This window comes from Stenotrophomonas panacihumi (assembly GCF_001431645.1).
Taxonomy (GTDB): domain Bacteria; phylum Pseudomonadota; class Gammaproteobacteria; order Xanthomonadales; family Xanthomonadaceae; genus Stenotrophomonas_A; species Stenotrophomonas_A panacihumi.
This window is the reverse complement of sequence record NZ_LLXU01000063.1, coordinates 1-21,294: the sequence shown is the minus strand read 5'-3', so window position 1 is coordinate 21,294 and position 21,294 is coordinate 1. Positions and strand designations below refer to the sequence as shown.

Genomic DNA, 21,294 nt, shown 5'->3' with positions numbered 1-21,294 from the left:
TGAACCCCCTGCCCCACCCCTACACTGTGCCTGTCAGCGTTTCACGCTGATCCCCGGGGGTGCACTGGTTTCGACGGGGGTCGCGAAGTCGCTTGGCGCATGCCGAGGGGGCAGCTTTCCTCGTAAATCCAGCCGCAAACTTATAGTTGCCAACGACGACAACTACGCTCTGGCCGCTTAAGGCCTAAGCCCCGAAATCGCTTGTGTCCGTGCTCGCGACGTAGGGTCATCATCACGGAACCGCCTGTGGTGGCTGCCTGTCAGCCATGGGTTAAATAAAGCGGGCTGGCTCCGGGATGCGCTTTGCACATCGTGCTGTCCCGGGGCGAGATTCAACGGTGAGCTAAGCATGTAGTGCCGGGGATGGAGAGCCTTCGGACGGCGGTTCGATTCCGCCCACCTCCACCAATGCAAGGGCCGAGGAGGCCCGAGAGAGGCCGGAAACACCTTGATTTAAAGGGTTTCCGGCCTTTTTTATGTGCGACGCGGTGCGGGCGCGAACGTATCAATCCGCGAGACGGTGGGGGTAGATATTGGGGTAACTCACCTACCCTAGCGCCCTGTTACCCCCAATGCCGCTTTCCGATCTCGCAATTCGCCGCGCAAAACCCACCGCGCGCCCGCAGAAGCTCGCCGATGGTGGCGGCCTATACCTCCTCGTTCAGCCTACCGGCAGCCGATGGTGGCGCTTCAAATACCGCGTCGCTGGCAAGGAGAAGCTGATCTCTCTCGGAACCTACCCCGAGGTGCCGCTGGCTTTGGCCCGCCAGCGACGTGACGAAGCGCGCCAGTTGCCCGCCCAAGGGGTCGACCCGAGCCAGCAGAAGTCGGCGCGTGCTTTTCACAAACCACGATGGAGCAGCGCCGTGCTTGGATACGTGTCGGAGATCCTGACCTCAAAGGTTCCGGTAGCCATTCTGGTCACCATTGCCGTGTGTCGGATTGCCTATGTCGGCTTCGGGACGGATTACTCGCTCCGCATGGTCAAGGATATCCACGCGTGCGACGGCTCGGAATTGAGCGGCCGACTCGATGAGGATGAGATTATGAAGATGGTCAAGAAGTGCAACGCCATTTTAGGCGCCCACTCGAAGCCCCCGTCTGCAGGGTGATCTCGACGGCCTGCTAGGGCCGCCGAACTTCATGGATGGCGCCACGGCTGCGCGGCACCTGCGCAACTGATCACAGCCTGCTGATCCAACGAGATTCTCTTCAAAGAGTCCAGCCAGCGCCTTGCCGCTGCATGATTTCTTATTAGCTGACCCAAGTCATCGCATAGGCAGTTCGCACAGAGCTGCCCACCAGGACTAGAACTTCCGCACCGCTTGCATGGCGCCATCGTCGTTATGGCGGGAAGGCGCAATTGGTGGACTATTTGCCCCATAAGCGCTTGAGCAGCGGCCTGTCTGAGCATCTTGTACTCCAGCAAATGTACGAAGGGATGCGCAAAAAGCGCACCCCTCGCGTACTCAATCAAAGACCTCAAACCGCCTTATGCGGCTCGTTCTGGTCTCGCTTTTCTTGCTTGCCGTCCTTGTCTTTTTCGCTGGGCAGTTGCTGATTCTGTTGCTGCGGCCCCTTTTTTTCAGAGTCGCTCACGCCAGGATTCCCACCCTGTTGACCTTGGCGACCTTGCTCGTTGCTGGACATCATCTACTCCTACGCGATGGAATCACCGCCCCCGCAACATGCTCTCGATGCTGTTACTAGGGAGTGAGGCACGGACTGGGATATCAATGCCATTCGCTTATTACGCAAATAGAGAGTAGGGTCGACCCGAACCCTACCCTTGCCAGTTCCGGCCATCCGACTCATGGAGACGCTCGGAGCGATCTTCAGCGTGGGCAATCTAAGACAACCAGTCATATCGCCCCACGCCACCGGAGATCAACGTGCAACCGCCCAGAAGCCGCCTTAATGCCTCACTCCATTCCTTCAATCAACTCGACCATGACCTCAGCACATTTCAGTGCCAAGGCAGTGAAGCAGAGAAGATTGAGACGGCAGCCACCGCGCCGAGAACTCGCGATCAGCGGACAATCACTCCCCCCAATGGACATGATCCCGTCAGCAAGAGCTTCACCACTCTGATCTTGGAGAAGCGCTCCATTGAAGGCCGGCACGACGGGAGCGAATTCTCGGTTGAGGTTTGGCTTCGCGAAGGATCAGAAGCCTTCATCCATCGAGTCGACGTTGATCGAATCCCCGTTCCCGCAGGTCATCTCCCGGTCTGCATGGGAATGAATGCAGCCTTGGATCTGGGCTGCCATTTGGCACGCGACTTCATCGATGCCAAACACCTGTGACCATAGATGGCACCTGAGCACTATTCGCAATATCCAAGACTACCGTAACTGGAGCAACCATGCCCCCCCGGAACTGCGAATCGAAGCGATGCTGCAAGACCTTGAGGACATTGTCCAAAGGCGTAGCGCTCCAGCAAATGATGAGCCGGAAGGCTACCGCGCCGCGAAAGTCTCCGAGAGCGAACTTCTCCGCCAGATCCGTATTCGTATAGCGCGATTTCGCCAAGGATATTGACCAATGGAAGACCGTTCCCACGTCGTCGTCGACGTTGATTCAATGACCTCATACTGGCGCGAGAAGCATACGCGTGGAGAGCTGGGAGACCTGGTGTTCCAACGGGATATTGCCCCCCTAATCCGCGCGGCCTGCGACTCCTACCTCTCTTGCAACGGAACGCGCCCTCAGATGACACAACGTTACCGAAGACAGGTGGAATATATGGTCAGGGTACGTGCGACTTCTCGACAGGTCGATTGCGTTGCGGAGAGCTGTTGGCAGGTGCTGGAGAGCCAATCCAAGAAAGAGAAGCCCTAACTAGAGGCTCCAGCGGAAGACGTGTTACGAACTACGCGGCCTCGGCCTGTACTTGTCGCGATTTCCATCAGCTAGCTCAAGATGGGCAAGGCCGACACGCTGTACACAGAGCACTAGCGGCTAATTCGGCCGTTGCCTGTCATCAATGATCGCTCGCAATCTGGCGAGAGTCGCCTCTATATCGTCGGCACTGACGTCATAGACGACGTGACGGAAGCCAGGGCCAACTGCAAGAAAGTCACTTTGCTGCAGATCTGGGAAAACGTACTGATGAATTGCATATTCCCCGCGAAGCTCAATCACTCTGTGCCTTGCACCGCGACGACCTAGTAGAAGATCAAGATCCATCACCAGACTCAGCTACAGCATCGTGCGATGCAGGCATCCGCACTTCGAGAAATTGCCCCCCAAGAGGGTTATTTCCTAGCCGTTCAAGCACGCCGCCAGCAGATTGGAATCGCTCCAAATCCGCGAGAACTTGAGCACTAGTCAGGCATGGGCGGATAACTCGATCCGTCGTGAAATTACGTTCCGGGGGCTGCATAAGTTGGCACCTGCAGAGAAGGCGAGTGGCAGGTGCAGGCGCGGACGCCTTCAGCTGGACGATGATAAACAACGGCGTTCAAGCTACTCCGGCCAGCTCTATGCCACGTGACGAAACCCTCATCTGAAGTCCTTGGTGGGTCATCAGAGAACCCCGCTCGCGCCGGTCGGGATCGACGCAAGTGTAACCGCTTGCTGGATGCTAACGTCGACTAAGTACTGGCTGCCCCAGGCGACGACCACGCGTTGCTTTTCCAGCGGCGCCAGCAAACAGTTCCGGGGATACGGCATCGATCCCACCGCGTCGCCGGCGCTGTGCGCCAGGTTAGCTTACCGGCCTCCACCCGCTGAGTGACCCCGCAGGCCTTGGCGGTGGCTCCGTGCATGGCCGGGAGAACCAATGGAGGTCGCCGCATGTGCGGTGACCTGTCATTTCGAACGTATTTCCGGAGGCCGTGTGGCGGGAACCTTCTCCCGCCGGGTCGGCGAAGATTTGCGCGAGGACCGGGACGTCCGGCGGCTACGGTGGCCGCTCAACCTCACGGAGAGGAACCATGCGATCGTTCGCCCTGCTCATGCTCGCTGCGGCCATGACCGGCTGCGTCACCACCCGCTCGCCCTCCCAGGGTGTCTACACCTACCCGACCAGCCGTCCGGAGGCCGAGGTGCGTGCCTGCGTCGCCGAGCGGTTCACGCCCCGCTATTACGGCGGCGTCGAGGCCCAGGGCGGCTGGCCGAAAGCGCCCATCGGGATGAAGATCGAGAGCGATGGCGCCGGCGCGCGCGTCACGACGCGCGGCCCGCTCGACCCGCAGCTGGCTAGCTGCCTTTAATCTTCAGCGACCTGCGGCAAAGCCTCTTCTGCGCCCGCCAGCTGCAGCCGGTGGTCAACCACCGCCTTGATCATCGCCATCAGCTTCCAGCCCGGCTCGACAGCCTGCTCGCCTGTCGCCGGGTCGGTGACGGTGTAATCCGCCGCCAGCAGGTCGGCGATCTGCGCACTGATCACGCTGACGAAGTCGCGCGAGACCACGAACAGCGGGTCGCTGCCATCGCGGGTGACGATCTTCTCGATCGCGAAATCTACGGTTCCCAGCTGCTCCGCGGTGGCCGCTGTCGGGTTCCACTTCACTGCGATGTTCGGCGCGACCAGCTCGGTGGTGGTGCCCAGGCCCTGCATGGTGATCATGGCGTTCCCTCAGTAGTTGGTGACGTCGAGAATGATTCCGGAGACCGGACCGTTGGCCGCCGACGCCGCGCCGGCGATGGTGGCGACCTGAAAGGGGGATACGCTGATCGTGCCGCTACTCACGGATGCGCCGAAGCTCTGCACGACCCCCGCGCTCGGGCCGGTGGGGATGGCACGGCCGCCGGGATTCATCGCAACCGCATACGTGCGCCCGGCCGGGAGGCTGTAGGTCACACCGCTGATCCCATCGTTCGAAACGATGCCCACGACTCGCATGGCCCTCCAGGTGGAATCGAACACCACCTCCCCGGCCGCGTTCATCACCTGCAGCCCGTACGTGCCGCGCTCGGCCGGCGCCAGCGTGTCGTAGGCATACCAGTCGAAGGTCGCGCCGACGTCCGCCCGAACATAGAAATAGGCCCACCAGGAGCCATCGGGGTTCTGCTGCGGGTTGCCCATCGCTACCAGCGAGCCGGAGCGCACGGCGACCAGCGGCCGGCGATTGAAGCCTCCACCGAACTGCACGGCCACGTAGCTGACATTCGCGCCGGCCAGCGGAAAGTAGATGGTCGTGGCGCTGGCGCTTCCCTTGCTGCGCTGATGCAGGTTCTGGTAGCTGCCGTCGATCTGCAGCATGCTGCTGCCGTCCTGGGCCATTACTTGGACGCCAACAGGCATCAGCGCACCCCGTAATACAGGTCCGCGTCCGTCTGCAGACCGGGCGAGGTAGTGTTGGGTGCGAAGGAAATGGTACCGCCGCTGATCGTGATCTTGTGGCAGCAGCCGGTGGGGTAAGACCGGGGAACCGGAATCGCCCACGGCTCCCCAAGCGACGCATCAACCGTCACCGAGCCACTTTCCCCCGCCCCGATATACCGAATGCCGACCAGGCGCGACAGGCGCGTGGTCAGATCAACCGTGAGGTTTCCGGCCGCGTCCCAGGCTTGCAATCCGGCCGGCATCAGGCGATTGGTTCCTGCAGCAGAACTTCCTGCTCTACGCAGCACCTCCGATGCTGGCCGAATGGCTCTCGAGCTTCAAGGAATTCCCTCCGCGGGCACGCGCCGCCAGCTTCAGCATCGACAAGATAATGGAAGCCATGATGCCGAAGTCCTAGGGCGAGCCAGCGGCTTGGCCAGCTGGCCTTGAGGTTTGGCTCACTCGAACCGCGGGTGCCACTGCTGGCCGGGGGCATCACTGGGGGCATCTACCGTCCCGGCGGCCGGAAACATCTGCCGATGGCAGGGTTTCCGGCCTCTTTACGCGCGACGGCTTGCGCGCGCGAACATCTCATCAGCGCCAACTGATTCAGGTACAGTCCGCCCAGCACGGGAACGCCACCGACCTGGGGGAGTGGCGCGGCTCGGCAAACGCATTCGACGGTCAGGAAGCGGCGGGGTTGGCCACTACTGACGCACACAATCAATGGGAGGCAGGGACGTCGTGTCTTTTCCGGGCGAAGAGTGGGTGTTCATGTGCATCGGCTTTGCCGCCGGCTTCTGGTGCCTGCGGGAGATCATCCGGGCCATTCGCCATGACGTCATCCGCGACGGGCACTTCATGGGGATGCATCACCGAAAGGATGATGAAACGAAGTTCTGGGGGCACGTGTTCTCCTGGTGCCTCTACCTCGTCCTCTGCTTCGGCGTGTCATTCATGATGCTGAGAGACCAGCTCGCCGGGTAAACCCGTCCCGCAACACCGCATCGCTAGACCCCGCGCGCAGCGCCCGCCACCCCATCGATCAACGCACGGCACTGGCCGATCACCGTCTCCACGTCCTGCGGCTCCACGTCGAAAACAACGTGACGAAGCCCCGGGCCGGCCACGTGGAAATCGCAGCGCGCATGCTCACTGAAGCAGTAGCGATGGATGACGTACTTCCCGCGCACTTCCACGACCTCATTGCGAGCGCTCAACCCGCTGGCGATTGATCTACGTTCCATCTGCCACCCCGGACGGGGCTTTGCTTCGCCAGCGCGCGTGCACGGATTCCGCGGCCCTGCGCACCGGTGTATTACCCAACCGCTCGATCTCGCCGCCGGCGCGCAGGAACCGGTGGATGTCCGCACTCAGCTCATCCCCGCCCAGGCGCGCGGGAATGACCCTGTCGGAGGTGAAGTCTCGGTCTCGTGGTGGCATGGGGCACCTGTGCAATGGGGAAATCGGCAGGTGCAGGCGTCATGCCTTCAACTGGCTGGCAGTCCGATGGCGCGGACAATGTCCACACCGTATTCCCACGCCCGCGCCATCGTCGTGAGGAAAGCCTCACGCCCCCCCCCGGCGACAGCGCCCTCACGGCGAATGGGTATCGTGGTGCCTCTCCCCACTGGAGATCCCTCATGGAACCGACCCACGACCAGAAGTACCAGATCCTCGCCGGCATCAAGGAAGGCAAGGCCGTGACGGAGGAACAGGCGCACTGGGCCGTCAAGCAGGGCTATGCGCAGTTCGGCGAGGACGGCGACATCGACCTGACCCAGAAAGGCCGCGATGCCTACGACGCCAACCGGGTGGATTGAAGCCCGCCGAAGCGCGACGCCCCTCAGTCCGTACTCACCACACGCCGCGAAGCCGGCAACAGCTTCTTGTCCACCCGCGCCGAGAGCCCCACGCTGCGCCCGGCCAGGTTGGCCACGTCGTAATGCACCGCGGACCCCAGCACCTGCGCCGCCTGCGAGAGCGTCATGCCGTAATCCTCGCGCAGCCATTGCAGCAGGCCGGTGCTGGCGAAACGCATCGCCTCATCCAGCGACCCCGCCTGCCCCAGCACCATGATCTGCGTGGGTGACTCCACCCGCGGCATGTTGATCGCCTTGCCCTTGATGATCGACACCGAAAATTCCACGTCCATCGACGTTTCCAGCGCGTACTGCGAGGTCTCGCCATCGCCCTGCAGCGCGTGCGCATCGCCCAGGTACAGCAGGCCACCGGGCTGCTGCACCGGCAGGTAGACGGTGTTGCCTTCGATGACTTCGTTGAAATCCATGTTGCCGCCGCTGCGCCCGGTATCGCCGGTGGACATCGCCGGTGCGCCGAAGCCCGGTGCCAGGGCCAGCCCCCCGAGCATCGGCCGCAGCGGCACGGCGAAATCGGCCAGCGTGCCCTCCGCATGCTCCGGGCGTGCGACGCCCTGCCCGCCATCCAGCTTCCAGCGCACCGGCTTGCCCAACTCGCCGGCCTGCGGCACGAGGCTGCTGCCGAGTGCGCGGCCGACGACGCTGTCCAGGCTGTCGGCGTAGTCGCGGTTCAACGCGAGCTTGCGGATATGCACGGCCACGGTGTCGCCGGGCTCGGCGCCGGCAATGAAGAACGGGCCATTCTGCGGATTGCCGAACAGCGCCCGGGTCACGCCCTGTGCGTCGACACCGCCGGAATCCAGCGTGCGCGTATGCACGATGTCGCCCGGCCAGATCACCATCTCGGGGCGGCGGTCCGCATCGAAGGTGTTGGACCAGCTTTGCGGCGTGTACGTCAGCGTGCGCGGTGACGCCGGCGCGGCGGGCAGGCGCCAGCCGGTGACCGGATGGGTGACGCGACGCTGGCCATCGTTGGGGTCGGCACTGTCCACCTGCCCTTCGAGCTTGTCGCCGCGCAGCCGCAGGTCGTACTGGTCGCGCGCGCGATCCTCCACTGCCAGGCGCAAGCGCCCGCCTCGCAAGCTGCCGCGCGCGGCATCGCCGTCGAGCGTGCCGGTCGTCGCGTCACCCTTCGCCTCCAGCTGCAATGTCGAGAACGCCGGGTTTCCCCACATCTCGGTGCGCAGGATCCAGGTCTCCGCCGCGCGCGCCGAACCGCCGTACATCAGGATCGCGCCGAGCAGCGCGACAACCGCCTTGTCCATGGTGTGCTCCCGATCGATGGCGCCATTTCGGCGGCCACCGCGTCGGGTGTCAATGTGACCAACGGCATGCCGGTGCGCGCGAACCACCGACCTGCGACACTGTCCCGGCCGCTGGGGAGCGGCTCGGGACGCCGTCGCGCGCCCCTGCCTTCCCGCACGGACCGCCCACATCGCCTCATGGAGAGACCATGCGTTACCCGTTGCTGACCGCCGCCCTGCTCGTATCGTTGTCCGCCTGCACCGCCGTCTCCCCCGAGCCCGGGCAGCAGGCCGTGCTGGTCGACAAGCCCCTGGTGTTCGGCAACGGCGGCGTGCGCCTGGACGACGTGCGCAACCCCGGCCGCACGTACACGTGGTTCACCACCGACAAGATCTACATCGACGTGACGCCGCAGACGGTGCAGGTCGGCTTCGACGACTTCTCCTCCAGCGACAACATCCTGCTCGACTTCTCCACCCAGATCCAATACCGCATCACGGCCCCGGCACTGCTGCTTTCGCGCTTCGGCCAGAACTGGTTCCAGAACAACGTGGCCAGCCAGTACGCGGCGATCGTGCGCGACCAGGTCAAGCGCTACGACATGACGCGGATGATGAGCGACCCGGAAACCGCCAAGCAGATCGACGATGCGGTCACCGCCAGCGTGCGTGCGTTGGTGAAGGAACAGCAGCTGCCGATCGAGATCCAGAACATCACGCTCGGCCGCGCGCGCCCGAACGCGAACGTGCTCGAGCAGATGAACCTGACCGCCGCCCAGCAGCAGCGCGTCAAGACGCTGGCCGAGGCGACCAACGCCGAGCGCCAGCGCGAGCAGGAGCAGGTCGCCAAGGCCGATGCCGACAACGCCTACCGCAACCGCATGGGCCTGACGCCGGAGCAGTACCTGGCCAGCCAGATCGCCGAACTCAACGCCAGCGCGTGCAAGGAAGCCAAGGCGTGCTACATGGTGCCGTCGGGCACCAGCGTGGTCGCGCACTGATGCGCACAGCGGGGGCGTCGCACCATGACGCCCTCGCCCGCCGCAGGCTCAGCTGCGGAAGCCGATCCGGCGATGCGTGCCATCGCAATAAGGCTTGTTGGCCGATCCCCCGCAGCGGCACAGCCGCGTGCTGCTGACGCGGTTGATCGTGCGCCCGGTGCCGCAGCAGATTTCCAGGTTGCCGGTCACCGACAGCGGCCCGTTGATCTCCGCCTCGATCTCCAGCACGCCGCCGCGCTGCGCCAGCGGTTCTGAGGCGATGGTCGCCGGCTCGCCGGTCGCCTGGAAGTGGATGTCGTTGTGGCTGCCGTCGCAGAAAGGCTTGTGCTTGGAGGCGCCGCATCGGCACAGCACCGCGCGCATGCCGATGGCTTCGCCGTCGAGCACGATCTGCGCGCGCAGGCCGAGCGGGCCGTTCTCGCGCAACTGCACCAGGTTGACCGGCGGCGGCGCTTCTTCCGCGCCGCCGTCATGGCGGCGGTAGCCGATCGCACCGGAAGGACACAGGTGCGCGATGGTGACGAGTTCCTCGACGCTGGCGGCCGCCGGATCGATCCACGGGCCTTCCACATTCGCCTTGAACACGCCCGGCAGCCCGAGCACGCAGTGGCGCGCGTGGATGCAGCGCGCGCCGTGGTAGATCAGGTCGACATGCGGCCCGGGAATGCGCTGCACGCCGTGGCCTTCGTCGATCGGTTCGGGGATCGCATGCGGCGTGGATGCAGCCGCCGCAGCCGGCACTGCCGCCGGCGCCGCGACCGCTGCGGCAGCCGGCACCGCCATCGCAACCCCATCAGCCGGCGCAGCGTCCGCTGCATCGGCGCGCTCGGCTGCCGCATCGCGCGCCCGCGCCAACCGCTCCACGGTGCGCGCCAGTCCCTTGCAAGTCGCCTGCAACAGCGGCTCGATCTCCGCATGGCGCGGCACCAGTTCACCGCAGCGCATGCGTATTTCCTCCAGCCGCTCAATCAGCAGGTCCAGGCTCGCCGCGCCCGGCAGCAGCGCGGCCGCGTCGCGCAGGGTGGCGAAGCTGATGCCCGCGGTCGCCTCGGGTAGTTCGGGGCTGGCGGCCAGCGTGCCCAGGCAGGTCGCCACCGGCGTCAGCACGTGCATCAGGTCGATGCTCGACTGCACCAGCACGCGCTGCGTGGCGGCATCCACGCCGCCGTAGGCCAGCGAGAGGCAGCGCAGGCTGTGGTTGTACAGCGCGTTGCCGAGGTCCATCAGGCTGGCGGCCGGTTCCAGCGTCACCCACAGCTTGCCTTCCGGCGTGGGCGGCCGGCGCATCACCGGGTTGTGCGCGCTCATGCGTGCCGGGCGGAAGGCCGGGCGCGCCTCGCGCAGGGCCTGGTATTCGCGCTGGATGGCGAGGAAGCGCTGGTAGTGCGAGGCCTCCTGCGCGGCGGCGGCGCTTTCGCCCTGCTCCACGATCGCGGTGATGGCGATCTGCGCGGTCTTCAGGCACTGCACCACCTTCAGGCCGGGCAGCCGCGCGACTTCGGCGCTGAGCTGGTGCGCCGGGTCGCCGATGAACACCTGCGCGCCGCCGAGCGTCCGCACCAACTGTTCCAGCCCCAGGTTGATCGAACGATACAGCTCGCCCACCGTGGCGTAGTCGGTGGCCACGCTCATCAGCCGGTCCATGCGGCTGTCGCGCTGGTAATCGCGAGCGGGTTCGAAGCCGGCGCCGTCGGTGAGGGTGCTGTCTTCCGGCCGCTCCAGGTAGATGAAGTGGTCCAGCGTCTGCGGGTTGAACGGCGTCAGCTTCACCACCACGCCGGCCGGGTGGTAGCCGGGGGCCACCGGGAAGTTCTGGTGCGCCAGGTGCGCCGGCGCCCCCAGCGCGGACAGGATGTTGCACACCGTGGCCAGGTGGCCCATCTCCTCGATGGCCACGCCGAGGATCTCCTGCCGCCAGCGCACCACCGCCGCCAGCTCGTCGGGTTGCAGGTCTTCCCCGGCATGCTCCTTGAGGCTGAAGGCCGCATAGAGGTAACAGCACATCAGGTGGTGCTCGATCTCCGCCGCCTCGGCCAGCAGCCCCCACAGCTGTTCGCGGGAGGTGGGCACGGCAATCTCTTGGCGCATGGCAATCCCTCGGCTTGGGCCAGGAACCCAGTGTGCCTGCGTCCGCGCCGCCTGCCCACGCATACGTTCGGATGAATGCCGCGCCGTGCCTGCACGCCCGCGTCACCGCCCATCTGGTGCCCTATGCGTACTGCAATACGCTTTTCGGAGGGAGATGGTCATGACCGGTGGATCCTGGTTGTTCCTGGTCGCCGTGGTGGCGCTGGTCGGCACGGTGGTGTTCCTGGTGACGCGCGCGTTCACCAAGCGCAACAAGCCCGGCGCCGACGTGCCGCGCGAGGAAGTCCCGCGCGAATGAGTGCCGCGGGCGGCGCCACCGGCCCGCCCGCGCCGACGACCATGCCCACCCGCGCCCAACTCGACGCCGACCTGCATGCCTTGGAGCAGACCCTGCCGGTCCGCGGCACCGCCGACGCCGCCTCTTTCGACCACGGTGCCTTCCAGGCCCGGATCGCCGAACTGGTGCGCATCGCCTCGCCCGACGACCAGGAACACGTGCGCTGCCGGGGCGAACAGATGCTCCTCGCCGCCGGCCTGGAGCCGCCGCCCCCGCCCGTCGTCGGCTGAACCGTTGTTCGCAGCTTGCCGTTGCTGATTTCCCGAAACCCGCCATGACCGTGAACCTTGCCGGGCAGGCGCGGCGGCACCGCCATGGCTACAATCGGCGGCGGATATCCGGCCCAGGCTGCGATGTCCGGAAGGCGCCGGTCGGGGACGGGCGGGCGCCGCTCCTCCATGCTTCACAGGCAGAGGCGGCCAAGGTGGTCGGCCGGCGGCATGATGCTGCCTGCCCCGCGCGATGGCCGCTGGCCCGAGGCGTGGCCCGCTGCCGGCAACGGCCGTTTCAACTTTGTCTCTCCATGGTCGATGACCCGGTGAGCCTCGTGGACCCAGACGCGACGTGATCGTTCAGTTCCGGCGTGATTTCCGGGCCGGTACCCACCGGGTACTGGCCCCGATGACTGCCATCTCCCTGCTGCTGTACGCCGCCGCCCTGGCCTGGGCAGGCGAGCTGCTGGGCGCGGGACTGGCGACACTGCTGGGCGTGCTGGCCGCTTTCCGTGGCTGGCGCATGCGCCGCGCGGCGCGTGCCGGGCAGCAGGGGCTCTGGATCGCGGCGATCAACGTCGCCGGCTGCCTGCTGGCGTGCAGTTTCAGCGGCGACACCGCCCTGCCCTGGCTGTTCCCCGCGATCATGGTCAACTACTTCCTGTGCGAACCGCGCCGGGCGGTATTGATGAACGTGCCGCTGGTGCTGGTGCCGCTGCTGTTGCCGGGCCTGCTGACCAGCGTGGGCCAGGGCGTGTCGGTGATCGCGGTAAGCCTGCTGACCCTGGTGCTGGGCCTGGCGTTCTCGATGCGCATCCAGGACGACCGCGTGCACCTGGAGGAACTGGCCTCGCTCGACGCGCTGACCGGCCTGCCGAACCGCCGCATGCTGGAGCGCGCGTTGACCCGGCAGATCGAGGAGCGTCGCGAACACGAGCGCCTGAACGGGCTGATCATCCTCGACCTGGACCACTTCAAGGACATCAACGACCTCTACGGCCACGCCGCCGGCGACGCCGCGCTGGCGGACCTGGCGACGATCCTGCGCTTCGAGGTGCGTGGCGAGGACGAGGTGTTCCGCTTCGGCGGCGAGGAATTCGTGGTGCTGCTGCGGGTGGAATCGCTGGCCGAACTGGAACTGGCCACCGAGCGCCTGCGCAAGGCGATCCGCGGCGCACTGCGTGGACCGGGCGGCAAGATCACCGTCTCGCTGGGCGCGGCCCGGCATGCCGGCGAAACCCACTGGCAGGACTGGTTCTCGCGCGCGGACGCGGCGCTGTACCTGGCCAAGAACAACGGCCGCGACAACTACCGCATCGCCGACAACCTGTAAAAGAAAAGCCCCGGCGCATCCGCACCGGGGCTTTTTTCATTACGCCAATGGAACGCGCGGTCAGCGCATCGCCACCGGTGCATCCGCTTCCACCGGCGTGCGCCAGCCACCCAGCGCCTTGTACACCGCCACCACGCCGACATTGACCTGCGCCTCGGCGTTGGCCAGTGCATCGTCGGCCTGCAGTTGCGTGCGCTGCGCGTCGAGCAGGGTCAGGAAATCCTCCGACCCTTCGCGATAGCGGATCTGCGCCAGCGCCTCGGCCTTGCGCGCCGCATCGGCCTGCTCGGCCACGATCGCCAGCCGCGACTGCTGCCGCGAGTACGCGGTCAGCGCGTTCTCGGTGTCCTCCAGCGCCAGCAGCACGCTCTGCTCGTACTGCGCCAGCGCGCCATCGGCCTGAGCCTGGCTGGCGCGCAGGCGCGCGCGCACCGTGCCGAAGTCGAACGCCGCCCAGCTGATCGACGGTGTCACCGACCACGCCTTGCTGGCGCTGTTGGTCAGCGAACCGGCATCGCCGGACAGGAAGCCGACGAAACCACTCAGGCTGATGCGCGGGAACAGGTCCGCCGTCGCCACGCCCACACGCGCGGTAGAGGCCGCCAGCTCGCGCTCGGCGCGCCGCACGTCCGGCCGCTGCCGCAGCAACGCGGCGGTGTCGCCCAGCGGCAATGCCCGTGCGTAGGCCGGCGTGGCCTTCGGCACCAGCAGCGCGTCGAGCGCGTCGGGCTGCCGGCCCGCCAGCACCGCCAGGCGGTGCCGGTACTGGGCCTGCGCCACTTCCAGCAGCGGGATGTCGGCCTCGATGGCCTTCAACCGCGCCCGGCTGCTCTGCACGTCCAGTTCGCTGCCCGCACCCAGCTGCCAGCGCGTCTGCGTCAGCTGCTGGGTGTCGCGCAGGTTCACGAGCGTCTGCTTCGCCACTTCGATGCGCTTCTGCACGCCGCGCAGTTCGAAGTAGTTGCGCGCCACTTCCGCCGCCACGGTCACCTGCGCGTCGGCCAGGCCCGCCTGCTCGGCGTCCAGGTCGGCGCGCGCGGCTTCGGCGGCACGGCGCTGGCGGCCGAACAGGTCCAGCTCCCAGCGCGCATCGAAGCCCAGCGTGTAGCTCTCGCTCAATACGCGCTGGCCGTCGGGCGTGGTGAGGTCCGGCTGCTTGCGGCGGTCGTAGTCGCCCTCGGCGGTGACGTGCGGCGCCTGATCCAGGCGCCGCTCGACGAACACCGAGCGGGCTTCGGCCACCCGCGCCATCGCGATGCGCAGGTCGTGGTTGGCCACCAGCGCGTCACGCACCAGGCCTTCCAGCACCGGGTCGTCGAACTGCGCCCACCACTGGCCCACTGGCGAGTCGTTGTTGAACACCGGATCCTGCGCGCCCTGCAGCACCACGCTGGGCGCGGGACCGGCCTTGTAGTCCGGGCCGACGGCGCAGCCGGCCAGGACGACCGCGGCGATGGCCACGGTCAATGCCTGTCGGATCATCACCACGGCAGCTCCTGTCCAAGGTGGCTGAAGCTGCCGTTCGGGCCGTCGGCGCCGATCAGCGCCATCTCGACGCTGGTCTTGGCCCCTTCCGGAATCTCGATGGCACCCTCGCCACTGTTCATGTCGGTCTTCACGTAACCCGGGTGGATGGTGTTGACCTTCAACGGGGTGTCGCGCAGCTCGTAGGCCAGCTGCACGGTCCACGCGTTCACCGCGCTCTTGGAGACGTTGTAGGCCGGCACCTTGAAGTCGTAGATCGGCGAGGCCGGATCCTTGTGCAGCGCGATCGAGCCCAGGATGCTCGACACGTTGACGATGCGCCCGGCCGGGGCCGCCTTCAGCAGCGGCAGGAACGCCTGGGTCACCGCGATCAGCGCGAACAGGTTGGTATCGAACGTGGTGCGCCAGGTATCGAGCGTCTGCTCGGACGGCGCGCGGCCGAACTCGTCGACCAGGATGCCGGCGTTGTTGACCAGGATGTCCAGTCGGCCGTAGCGCTCGCGCACTTCGGCCACGGCGGCGGCGATGCTCTTGCCGTCGGTGACGTCCAGGGCGATGGCGTCCACCGGCAGGCCCTCGGCCTGCAGCCTGGACGCCGCTTCCCCGGCGCGCTCGCGGTTGCGGCCGGCCAGCAGCGTGTGCACGCCTGCCTGGGCCAGCTGGCGCACGGTTTCCAGGCCGATGCCACGGGTGGCGCCGGTGACGAGGGCGATCTTCTGCGAAACAGTCATTGCATTGCTCCTCAACGGGGGATAGGGATCAAACGTGCTGTGCGTGCGCCTCGGGCGCATGCGAAACCAGCGGGCGCCCGGCCAGCTTGCGCAGGGCGACGTAGAACACCGGGGTCAGGAACAGGCCGAACAGGGTCACGCCGAGCATACCGGCGAACACCGTGATGCCGGTCGCCGAACGCACCTCGGCGCCCGCGCCATGCGAGAACACCAGCGGCACGGTGCCGGCGATGAACGCGATGGAGGTCATCACGATCGGGCGCAGTCGCAGGCGGCACGCTTCCAGCGCCGCTTCGACGATGCCCTTGCCCTGCAGTTCCAGCTCGCGGGCGAACTCGACGATCAGGATCGCGTTCTTGCACGCCAGGCCCATCAGCACGACCAGGCCGACCTGCACGAACACGTTGTTGTCGCCACCGGTGAGCCACACGCCGAACAGCGCGGACAGCAGCGTCATCGGCACGATCAGGATCACCGCCAGCGGCAGGGTCCAGCTTTCATACAGCGCGGCGAGCACCAGGAAGGCCAGCAGCACCGCCAGCGGGAACACCACCAGCGCGGCCTTGCCCTGGGTCGACTGCTGGTAGCTCAGGTCGGTCCATTCGATGTTCATGCCGTTCGGCAGCACCTGCCTGGCCAGCTCCTCCACCTTGTGCATCGCCTCGGTGGACGAGAGCAGGCGCGCATCGGCCTCGCCGGCCAGGTCGGCCGCCGGGTAACCGTTGTAGCGCAGCACCGGGTCCGGACCGTAGGTCTGCTTGATGGTCACCATCGAACCGATCGGCACCATCTCGCCGCGGTCGTTGCGGGTACGCAGGCGGCCGATGTCCTCGACGCTGTCGCGGAACGGCGCGTCGGCCTGGGCGATCACCTGCCAGGTACGGCCGAACTGGTTGAAGTCGTTGACGTAGGCCGAACCCAGGTAGGTCTGCAGGGTGTCGAACAACTCGGTCAGCGGCACGCCCTGCGCCTTGGCCTTGGCGCGGTCCACCTCGGCATCCAGCTGCGGCACGTTGGCCTGGTAGGTACCGATCGGATACGCCATGCCCGGGGTCTGCGCGATGGCGCCCTGCATGGTGTTCACCGCGTTCTGCAGCGCGCCGTAGCCCAGGTTGCCGCGGTCCTCGATGAACAGCTGGTAGCCGTTGCCGTTGCCCAGGCCCAGGATCGGCGGCGGCATGAACGAGAACGCCATGCCCTCGCCCAGCCCGGCGACCTTCTGGTTGATCTCGGCGTTGATTTCCAGCGCCGAGCGGTGGCGCTCGGAGAACGGCTTGAGCGGCAGGAACACCACGCCGGTATTGGGCGTGTTGGTGAACTGCAGCGCGTTCAAGCCCGGGAACGCGATCGCGTGGTCCACGCCTTCGGTGTGCATCGCGATATCGGTGACCTTGCGCAGCAGCGCGTCGGTACGCTCGATGGACGCGCCTTCCGGCAGCTTCACGCCGGCGATCAGGTACATCTTGTCCTGGGTCGGGATGAAGCCGCCCGGCACCGCCTTGAACATCAGGCCGGTGAGCAGCAGCAGGCCGATGTACACCGCGAACACCGCGCCACGGCGGCCGAGGATCTTCGACACCGTGCCCTGGTAGCCGTCCGAGCTGCGCTTGAAGAAGCGGTTGAACGGACGGAACACCCAGCCGAACAGGCGGTCGATCAGGCGCGACGGGGCATCCTTCGGCGCGTCATGCGCACGCAGCAGGCGCGCGGCCAGCGCCGGCGACAGGGTCAGCGAGTTGATCGCCGAGATCACCGTGGAAATGGCGATGGTCACCGCGAACTGCTTGTAGAACTGGCCAGTGACACCGGACAGGAACGCCATCGGCACGAACACCGCGCACAGCACCAGCGCGATGGCGATGATCGGCCCGGAGACCTCCTTCATCGCCTGGTGCGCGGCGGCGAGCGGGTTGAGCCCTTCCTCGATGTTGCGCTCGACGTTCTCCACCACCACGATCGCATCGTCGACCACGATGCCGATCGCCAGCACCAGGCCGAACAGGGTCAGCGTGTTGATCGAGAAGCCCAGCACGTACAGCGCGGCGAAGGTACCCACCACCGAGACCGGCACGGCGATCAGCGGGATGATCGAGGCGCGCCAGGTCTGCAGGAACAGGATCACCACCAGCACCACCAGCAGGATCGCTTCCAGCAGGGTGTGCACCACCGCGCTGATCGAATCGCGCACGAAGATGGTGGTGTCGTACACCGCCTCGTATTTCACGTCCTCGGGGAAGCGCGCCTGCAGCTCGTCCATCTGCGCGATCACCTTGTCGCGGATGTCCAGCGCGTTGGCGCCCGGCGCCTGGAAGATGCCGATGCCGACCGCGTTCTTGCCGTCCAGCTGCGAACGCAGGGTGTAGTCGCCGGCGCCCAGTTCGATGCGCGCCACGTCGGCCAGCCGCACCACTTCACCGTCGGTGCCGGTCTTGAGGATGATGTCGCCGAATTCCTGCTCGCTGCGCAGGCGGCCCTGGGCGTTGATCAGGGTGAGGAACTTGCTGTCGGGCATGGGTTCGGCGCCGAGCTGGCCGGCCGAGACCTGCACGTTCTGCTCGCGCATCGCCGCCACCACGTCGCTGGCGGTCAGGCCGCGGGCGGCCACGCGCTCGGGGTCCAGCCAGGCGCGCATGGCGTAGTCGCCGCCACCGAACACCTGCGCGTCGCCCACGCCCTGGATGCGCGCCAGCGCGTCCTTGACGTGCAGGCGGGCGTAGTTGCGCAGGTACAGCGTGTCGTACTTGCCCTTGGGCGAGGTCAGGTGCACGACCATCAGGAAGGTCGGCGACTGCTTCTGCGTGGTCACGCCCTGCCGGCGCACGTCCTCGGGCAGGCGCGCATTGGCCTGGGCCACGCGGTTCTGCACCTTGACCGCGGCGTCGTCCGGGTCGGTGCCGGGGCGGAAGGTGATGGTCATCTGCAGCACGCCGTCGGAGCCGGCGACCGACTTGATGTACATCATGTTCTCGACGCCGTTGATCGCTTCTTCAAGCGGCGTGGCGACGGTTTCGGCGATGACCTTGGGGTTGGCGCCCGGGTACACCGTGCGCACGACCACCGAGGGCGGCACCACGTCGGGGTACTCGCCGATCGGCAGCATCGGGATGGCGATCAGGCCCGCGGCGAAGATGATGATCGACAACACCGCGGCGAAGATCGGCCGGTCGATGAAAAATCTGGAAAAGTCCATGGGGAAGGTCCTTGGGTGGTGTGGCCGGCGGGCCGCATCGTGGATCGGCGGCCATGCCGGCCCGACGCCGGCCTCGTGGGGAGGCCGGCGCGCGGGGACGCGAACTACGGGTGTTGCGGGCTCAGTTCATCGCGGTCTTGTTGGCCGGCGGCGGTGCCTGCATCGACACCGCCTTGGCGTCGACCGGCATGCCCGGCATGAAGATCTTCTGCACGCCATCGACGATCACGCGGTCGCCCGCGGCCAGGCCGCCGGTGACGATGCGCAGGCCCTCGGCGGTGCGGCCGAGCTGGACATCGCGGCGCTGGGCCTTGTTGTCCTTGTCCACGACGTAGACGTACTTGCGGTCCTGGTCGGTGAGGATGGCCTTGTCGTCCACCAGCACCGCCTTGAACTCGCCGCTGCCCAGCAGCTGCACGCGGGCGTACAGGCCCGGGGTGAACTGGCGCTGGGCGTTGTCGAGCACCGCGCGCACGCGGATGGTGCCGGTGCTGCGGGTGACCTGGTTGTCGAGGAAGTCGACGCGGCCGCTGTGCGGATAGCCGTCCTCGCCCACCAGGCCGATGCGCACCGGCAGCTGGCCGTCGCGCTCGCTCGGGCGCTCGCCGCTGCGGGCCATCTGGCTGTAACGCAGGAAGGTGCCTTCATCGGCGTCGAAATAGACGAAGACCTTGTCCTGCGACACCACCGTGGTCAGCACGCTGGCGGCATCGCCGGCGCTGACCAGGTTGCCCGCGGTGACCTGCGCGCGCCCGGCACGGCCGTCGATCGGCGCCCGCACGCGGGTCCAGTCGAGGTTGAGGCGCGCGGTTTCCACCGCGGCCTCGGCGGCGAGCACGTCGGCCACGGCCTGGTCGGCGGCGGCCTTGCGTTGTTCCCAGGTCTCGGTGGAGATCGCCTGCTGGTCGGCCAGCTTGCGCGCACGCGAGGCCTCGCTGCGGCCGAGTTCGGACTGGCTGCGGGCACGCACCAGCGCGGCCTGGGCCCGGTTCAACTCGGCCTTGTAGCTGCGGTCGTCGATGGTGAAGAGCACATCGCCCTTCTTCACTTCCTGGCCTTCGGCGTAGTTGACCTTGTCGATGTAGCCGGACACGCGCGGACGCAGCTCGACGCTTTCCACCGGCTCGATGCGGCCGGTGAATTCGTCCCACTGCGAGACCTGCTTGACCAGCACCGGCGCGGCCCCGACGGCGGGCGGCGGCGGCGCGCCCTGCTCGGCGGCCTGCGAACCGCACCCGGCCAGCACCGCGGCGAACACCGCCGCGGCCAGGGCATTGCGCAACGGGGCGCGGAAGGAAGACAGGAACGGGGTGGCGTTCGTGTTCATGGGGAAACCTCGTGGAGGGAGAGGGGGAGAGGAATACCGGCCAGCTTTCCTGCGACCGGCTGCGAAGCGAGTTTCTTGTCGGTACTGACGATCACCTGCCCGGGTTGGCCACGCCCGGCGAGCAGCGACACCGCGCATCGGCCCACGGCCAGCGGGCTGAACCACTCCGCGCAGGCCTGCTGCTTGTTCGACGGATCACAGACCGGTTCTTCGACCTGCAGCAGCTGCACGCGCACGCCCAGCGGCTGGGCTTCTTCGTGCAGCACCTGGGCGAGCATGCGGGTGGCCGAGCCGGTGACCGAGGCTTCGCCATGGCCGGCCCAGGGACGCAGCGCGCACGGGCTGCCGACCAGCACGTAGCGGCCGCCGAGATCGGCGAGCAGCGGCAGCAGGTGGCGCGCGGCGGCCAGGTGCGGGAGCAGGTCGCGCTGCAGGCGGCGCAGCAGTTGCGAGGCCGGGCGGTCGATCATGCGGCCGCTGCTCAGCGGGCTGCCGAGGCTGGCGACCACCGCCGAGAGCGGATGCTCGCGTTCGGCAATGCGCGCGGCCAGGGCTTCGGCGCCGGCGTCGTCGGCCACTGAACCGACCAGGGTGTCCAGACCGGGGGCGTCGCCGAAGCGATGGCGCAGCGCCTTCAGGCGCTCGGCGCTGCGGCCCACGGCCAGCACGCGGCTGCCGGCTTCCAGCAGCGCGGCGACCACGCCGCCGCCCACCGTGCCGGTCCCGCCGAGCACCAGCACTTCCGGCTGGAGCATCCCGCTCATGGGACTTTTACTCCCGGAATCGGGACAATGCGGATCGAGCCGAACCGGCCGTCGCGACGCGCGGCCAGCCGGAACTGGCCACCGCCCTGGCGTTGCGGCGGTGGGGTGAATTCGCGAAAAGCCTGCGGCGTACGCGCATTCACGTTGAGGGTAACGGGGTCAAAGGCGCCTTCCAGCGCTTCTTTGCGGGAAGGCGGCAAGCCGAGTAGACGACGCAGCCACATGGCGCACCTCGAGGGGGTTCTGGACTGGGCGCCAAGTTACGCCCCGAAGCCGCACTTGATTAGTCCGGATTTAGGGGAATAATCGTCCCGGAGACGGTCTAATCCCCCGCCCCCCTCCTGTTTCTTTTGTACATCACCGACGCCACAAGAACCAGCTCTACGTTGACTTCAGCGTTGTGCGTCGAAAAGAAAGAAAACGCGGCAAT

Annotated in this window: 21 protein-coding genes, 1 other RNA gene and 1 pseudogene; 10 read left to right on the top strand and 13 right to left on the bottom strand. The window is 66.7% G+C overall.

The window, feature by feature from the left end:
* Positions 1–55: 55 nt before the first annotated feature.
* Both ssrA and ARC20_RS18875 read left to right on the top strand, forming a co-directional pair.
* Positions 56–408, top strand: a transfer-messenger RNA (tmRNA) gene (gene ssrA, locus ARC20_RS17890).
* Between the two features lie 164 nt (positions 409–572).
* A pseudogene (locus ARC20_RS18875) lies at positions 573–839 on the top strand (Arm DNA-binding domain-containing protein); the annotation flags it as partial.
* A 643-nt stretch (positions 840–1,482) separates the two neighbouring features.
* Here ARC20_RS18875 and ARC20_RS18515 read toward each other — a convergent pair.
* Positions 1,483–1,650 carry a hypothetical protein gene (locus tag ARC20_RS18515; protein WP_161809474.1) on the bottom strand — a complete coding sequence of 56 codons (168 nt, stop codon included), beginning with the start codon at positions 1,648–1,650 and terminating at the stop codon, positions 1,483–1,485.
* 242 nt (positions 1,651–1,892) lie between these two features.
* Between ARC20_RS18515 and ARC20_RS18220 the strand changes: the two genes are divergently transcribed.
* Both ARC20_RS18220 and ARC20_RS06560 read left to right on the top strand, forming a co-directional pair.
* Complete coding sequence (locus ARC20_RS18220) at positions 1,893–2,306, top strand: hypothetical protein (RefSeq protein ID WP_146165833.1); 414 nt, start codon at positions 1,893–1,895, stop codon at positions 2,304–2,306.
* Positions 2,307–3,938: 1,632 nt separating this feature from the next.
* Positions 3,939–4,217 carry a hypothetical protein gene (locus ARC20_RS06560; protein ID WP_057645977.1) on the top strand — a complete coding sequence of 93 codons (279 nt, stop codon included), beginning with the start codon at positions 3,939–3,941 and terminating at the stop codon, positions 4,215–4,217.
* On the opposite strand, the gene ARC20_RS06555 is transcribed toward ARC20_RS06560, so the two are convergent.
* Genes ARC20_RS06555 through ARC20_RS06545 form a run of 3 tightly spaced genes read right to left on the bottom strand, consistent with a single transcriptional unit; the run spans position 4,214 to position 5,535 of the window.
* Positions 4,214–4,573: a hypothetical protein gene (locus tag ARC20_RS06555; RefSeq protein ID WP_057645976.1), complete on the bottom strand. Its 360-nt coding sequence runs from the start codon at positions 4,571–4,573 to the stop codon at positions 4,214–4,216. The two genes, ARC20_RS06560 and ARC20_RS06555, sit on opposite strands and share 4 nt — an antisense overlap.
* Positions 4,574–4,582: 9 nt before the next feature.
* Positions 4,583–5,209 (bottom strand): hypothetical protein, encoded by a 627-nt coding sequence (locus tag ARC20_RS06550; protein ID WP_146165832.1) that lies wholly within the window; start codon positions 5,207–5,209, stop codon positions 4,583–4,585.
* Positions 5,210–5,250: 41 nt separating this feature from the next.
* Positions 5,251–5,535 carry a hypothetical protein gene (locus ARC20_RS06545; RefSeq protein ID WP_057645974.1) on the bottom strand — a complete coding sequence of 95 codons (285 nt, stop codon included), beginning with the start codon at positions 5,533–5,535 and terminating at the stop codon, positions 5,251–5,253.
* A gap of 481 nt (positions 5,536–6,016) precedes the next feature.
* Between ARC20_RS06545 and ARC20_RS06540 the strand changes: the two genes are divergently transcribed.
* Complete coding sequence (locus ARC20_RS06540) at positions 6,017–6,259, top strand: hypothetical protein (RefSeq protein WP_146165831.1); 243 nt, start codon at positions 6,017–6,019, stop codon at positions 6,257–6,259.
* Between the two features lie 23 nt (positions 6,260–6,282).
* On the opposite strand, the gene ARC20_RS06535 is transcribed toward ARC20_RS06540, so the two are convergent.
* Positions 6,283–6,492, bottom strand: coding sequence for a hypothetical protein (locus ARC20_RS06535; RefSeq protein WP_237642520.1), 210 nt, complete (start codon positions 6,490–6,492; stop codon positions 6,283–6,285).
* 423 nt (positions 6,493–6,915) lie between these two features.
* On the opposite strand from ARC20_RS06535, the gene ARC20_RS06530 reads away from it, so the two are divergent.
* Positions 6,916–7,095, top strand: coding sequence for a hypothetical protein (locus ARC20_RS06530; protein WP_057645971.1), 180 nt, complete (start codon positions 6,916–6,918; stop codon positions 7,093–7,095).
* Positions 7,096–7,118: 23 nt separating this feature from the next.
* Here ARC20_RS06530 and ARC20_RS06525 read toward each other — a convergent pair whose 3' ends face one another.
* Positions 7,119–8,417: an acetamidase/formamidase family protein gene (locus ARC20_RS06525; RefSeq protein ID WP_057645970.1), complete on the bottom strand. Its 1,299-nt coding sequence runs from the start codon at positions 8,415–8,417 to the stop codon at positions 7,119–7,121.
* Between the two features lie 188 nt (positions 8,418–8,605).
* Between ARC20_RS06525 and ARC20_RS06520 the strand changes: the two genes are divergently transcribed.
* Entirely contained in the window at positions 8,606–9,397 is a 792-nt protein-coding gene (locus ARC20_RS06520; protein ID WP_057645969.1) for an SPFH domain-containing protein, read from the top strand.
* 48 nt (positions 9,398–9,445) lie between these two features.
* On the opposite strand, the gene ARC20_RS17880 is transcribed toward ARC20_RS06520, so the two are convergent.
* On the bottom strand, positions 9,446–11,485 hold the full coding sequence (locus tag ARC20_RS17880) for a ferritin-like domain-containing protein (protein WP_181360136.1): 2,040 nt from the start codon (positions 11,483–11,485) through the stop codon (positions 9,446–9,448).
* 160 nt (positions 11,486–11,645) lie between these two features.
* Between ARC20_RS17880 and ARC20_RS18510 the strand changes: the two genes are divergently transcribed.
* The 3 genes from ARC20_RS18510 (at position 11,646) to ARC20_RS06505 (ending at position 13,367) form a co-directional block, all read left to right on the top strand.
* Positions 11,646–11,783 carry a hypothetical protein gene (locus ARC20_RS18510; RefSeq protein ID WP_161809472.1) on the top strand — a complete coding sequence of 46 codons (138 nt, stop codon included), beginning with the start codon at positions 11,646–11,648 and terminating at the stop codon, positions 11,781–11,783.
* On the top strand, positions 11,780–12,052 hold the full coding sequence (locus tag ARC20_RS06510; protein ID WP_057645968.1) for a hypothetical protein: 273 nt from the start codon (positions 11,780–11,782) through the stop codon (positions 12,050–12,052). The genes ARC20_RS18510 and ARC20_RS06510 overlap by 4 nt, the downstream gene beginning before the upstream one ends.
* Positions 12,053–12,386: 334 nt before the next feature.
* The gene (locus ARC20_RS06505; RefSeq protein ID WP_057645967.1) at positions 12,387–13,367 is read left to right on the top strand and encodes a GGDEF domain-containing protein; all 981 of its coding nucleotides are present in this window, start codon (positions 12,387–12,389) and stop codon (positions 13,365–13,367) included.
* 60 nt (positions 13,368–13,427) lie between these two features.
* Here ARC20_RS06505 and ARC20_RS06500 read toward each other — a convergent pair whose 3' ends face one another.
* From ARC20_RS06500 to ARC20_RS17875, 6 genes are all read right to left on the bottom strand, one after another.
* Complete coding sequence (locus tag ARC20_RS06500) at positions 13,428–14,849, bottom strand: efflux transporter outer membrane subunit (RefSeq protein ID WP_057645966.1); 1,422 nt, start codon at positions 14,847–14,849, stop codon at positions 13,428–13,430.
* A complete protein-coding gene (locus ARC20_RS06495; RefSeq protein WP_057645965.1) occupies positions 14,849–15,583 on the bottom strand; it encodes an SDR family oxidoreductase in 735 nt (244 codons plus the stop codon). The genes ARC20_RS06500 and ARC20_RS06495 overlap by 1 nt, the downstream gene beginning before the upstream one ends.
* Positions 15,584–15,611: 28 nt before the next feature.
* Positions 15,612–18,773: an efflux RND transporter permease subunit gene (locus tag ARC20_RS06490; RefSeq protein ID WP_057645964.1), complete on the bottom strand. Its 3,162-nt coding sequence runs from the start codon at positions 18,771–18,773 to the stop codon at positions 15,612–15,614.
* A 121-nt stretch (positions 18,774–18,894) separates the two neighbouring features.
* The gene (locus ARC20_RS06485; protein WP_057645963.1) at positions 18,895–20,100 is read right to left on the bottom strand and encodes an efflux RND transporter periplasmic adaptor subunit; all 1,206 of its coding nucleotides are present in this window, start codon (positions 20,098–20,100) and stop codon (positions 18,895–18,897) included.
* Entirely contained in the window at positions 20,097–20,864 is a 768-nt protein-coding gene (locus ARC20_RS06480; RefSeq protein WP_057645962.1) for an SDR family NAD(P)-dependent oxidoreductase, read from the bottom strand. Before ARC20_RS06480 ends, ARC20_RS06485 begins: the two co-directional genes overlap by 4 nt.
* Positions 20,861–21,088, bottom strand: a complete 228-nt coding sequence (locus tag ARC20_RS17875) for a hypothetical protein (protein ID WP_081418069.1) — start codon at positions 21,086–21,088, stop codon at positions 20,861–20,863. The genes ARC20_RS06480 and ARC20_RS17875 overlap by 4 nt, the downstream gene beginning before the upstream one ends.
* Positions 21,089–21,294 lie beyond the last annotated feature (206 nt).

What these genes read in the sequence shown, in the direction of transcription:
- ARC20_RS06530 (WP_057645971.1), top strand. Translation starts at nt 6,916, where the DNA reads ATGGAACCGACCCACGACCAGAAGTACCAGATCCTCGCCGGCATCAAG.
- ARC20_RS06510 (WP_057645968.1), top strand. Translation starts at nt 11,780, where the DNA reads ATGAGTGCCGCGGGCGGCGCCACCGGCCCGCCCGCGCCGACGACCATG.
- ARC20_RS06545 (WP_057645974.1), bottom strand. Translation starts at nt 5,535, where the DNA reads ATGCCGGCCGGATTGCAAGCCTGGGACGCGGCCGGAAACCTCACGGTT.
- ARC20_RS06550 (WP_146165832.1), bottom strand. Translation starts at nt 5,209, where the DNA reads ATGCTGCAGATCGACGGCAGCTACCAGAACCTGCATCAGCGCAGCAAG.
- ARC20_RS18515 (WP_161809474.1), bottom strand. Translation starts at nt 1,650, where the DNA reads ATGTCCAGCAACGAGCAAGGTCGCCAAGGTCAACAGGGTGGGAATCCT.
- ARC20_RS06500 (WP_057645966.1), bottom strand. Translation starts at nt 14,849, where the DNA reads ATGATCCGACAGGCATTGACCGTGGCCATCGCCGCGGTCGTCCTGGCC.
- ARC20_RS06560 (WP_057645977.1), top strand. Translation starts at nt 3,939, where the DNA reads ATGCGATCGTTCGCCCTGCTCATGCTCGCTGCGGCCATGACCGGCTGC.
- ARC20_RS18510 (WP_161809472.1), top strand. Translation starts at nt 11,646, where the DNA reads ATGACCGGTGGATCCTGGTTGTTCCTGGTCGCCGTGGTGGCGCTGGTC.
- ARC20_RS06525 (WP_057645970.1), bottom strand. Translation starts at nt 8,417, where the DNA reads ATGGACAAGGCGGTTGTCGCGCTGCTCGGCGCGATCCTGATGTACGGC.
- ARC20_RS06495 (WP_057645965.1), bottom strand. Translation starts at nt 15,583, where the DNA reads ATGACTGTTTCGCAGAAGATCGCCCTCGTCACCGGCGCCACCCGTGGC.
- ARC20_RS17880 (WP_181360136.1), bottom strand. Translation starts at nt 11,485, where the DNA reads ATGCGCCAAGAGATTGCCGTGCCCACCTCCCGCGAACAGCTGTGGGGG.
- ARC20_RS06485 (WP_057645963.1), bottom strand. Translation starts at nt 20,100, where the DNA reads ATGAACACGAACGCCACCCCGTTCCTGTCTTCCTTCCGCGCCCCGTTG.
- ARC20_RS17875 (WP_081418069.1), bottom strand. Translation starts at nt 21,088, where the DNA reads ATGTGGCTGCGTCGTCTACTCGGCTTGCCGCCTTCCCGCAAAGAAGCG.
- ARC20_RS06555 (WP_057645976.1), bottom strand. Translation starts at nt 4,573, where the DNA reads ATGATCACCATGCAGGGCCTGGGCACCACCACCGAGCTGGTCGCGCCG.
- ARC20_RS06520 (WP_057645969.1), top strand. Translation starts at nt 8,606, where the DNA reads ATGCGTTACCCGTTGCTGACCGCCGCCCTGCTCGTATCGTTGTCCGCC.
- ARC20_RS06490 (WP_057645964.1), bottom strand. Translation starts at nt 18,773, where the DNA reads ATGGACTTTTCCAGATTTTTCATCGACCGGCCGATCTTCGCCGCGGTG.
- ARC20_RS06480 (WP_057645962.1), bottom strand. Translation starts at nt 20,864, where the DNA reads ATGAGCGGGATGCTCCAGCCGGAAGTGCTGGTGCTCGGCGGGACCGGC.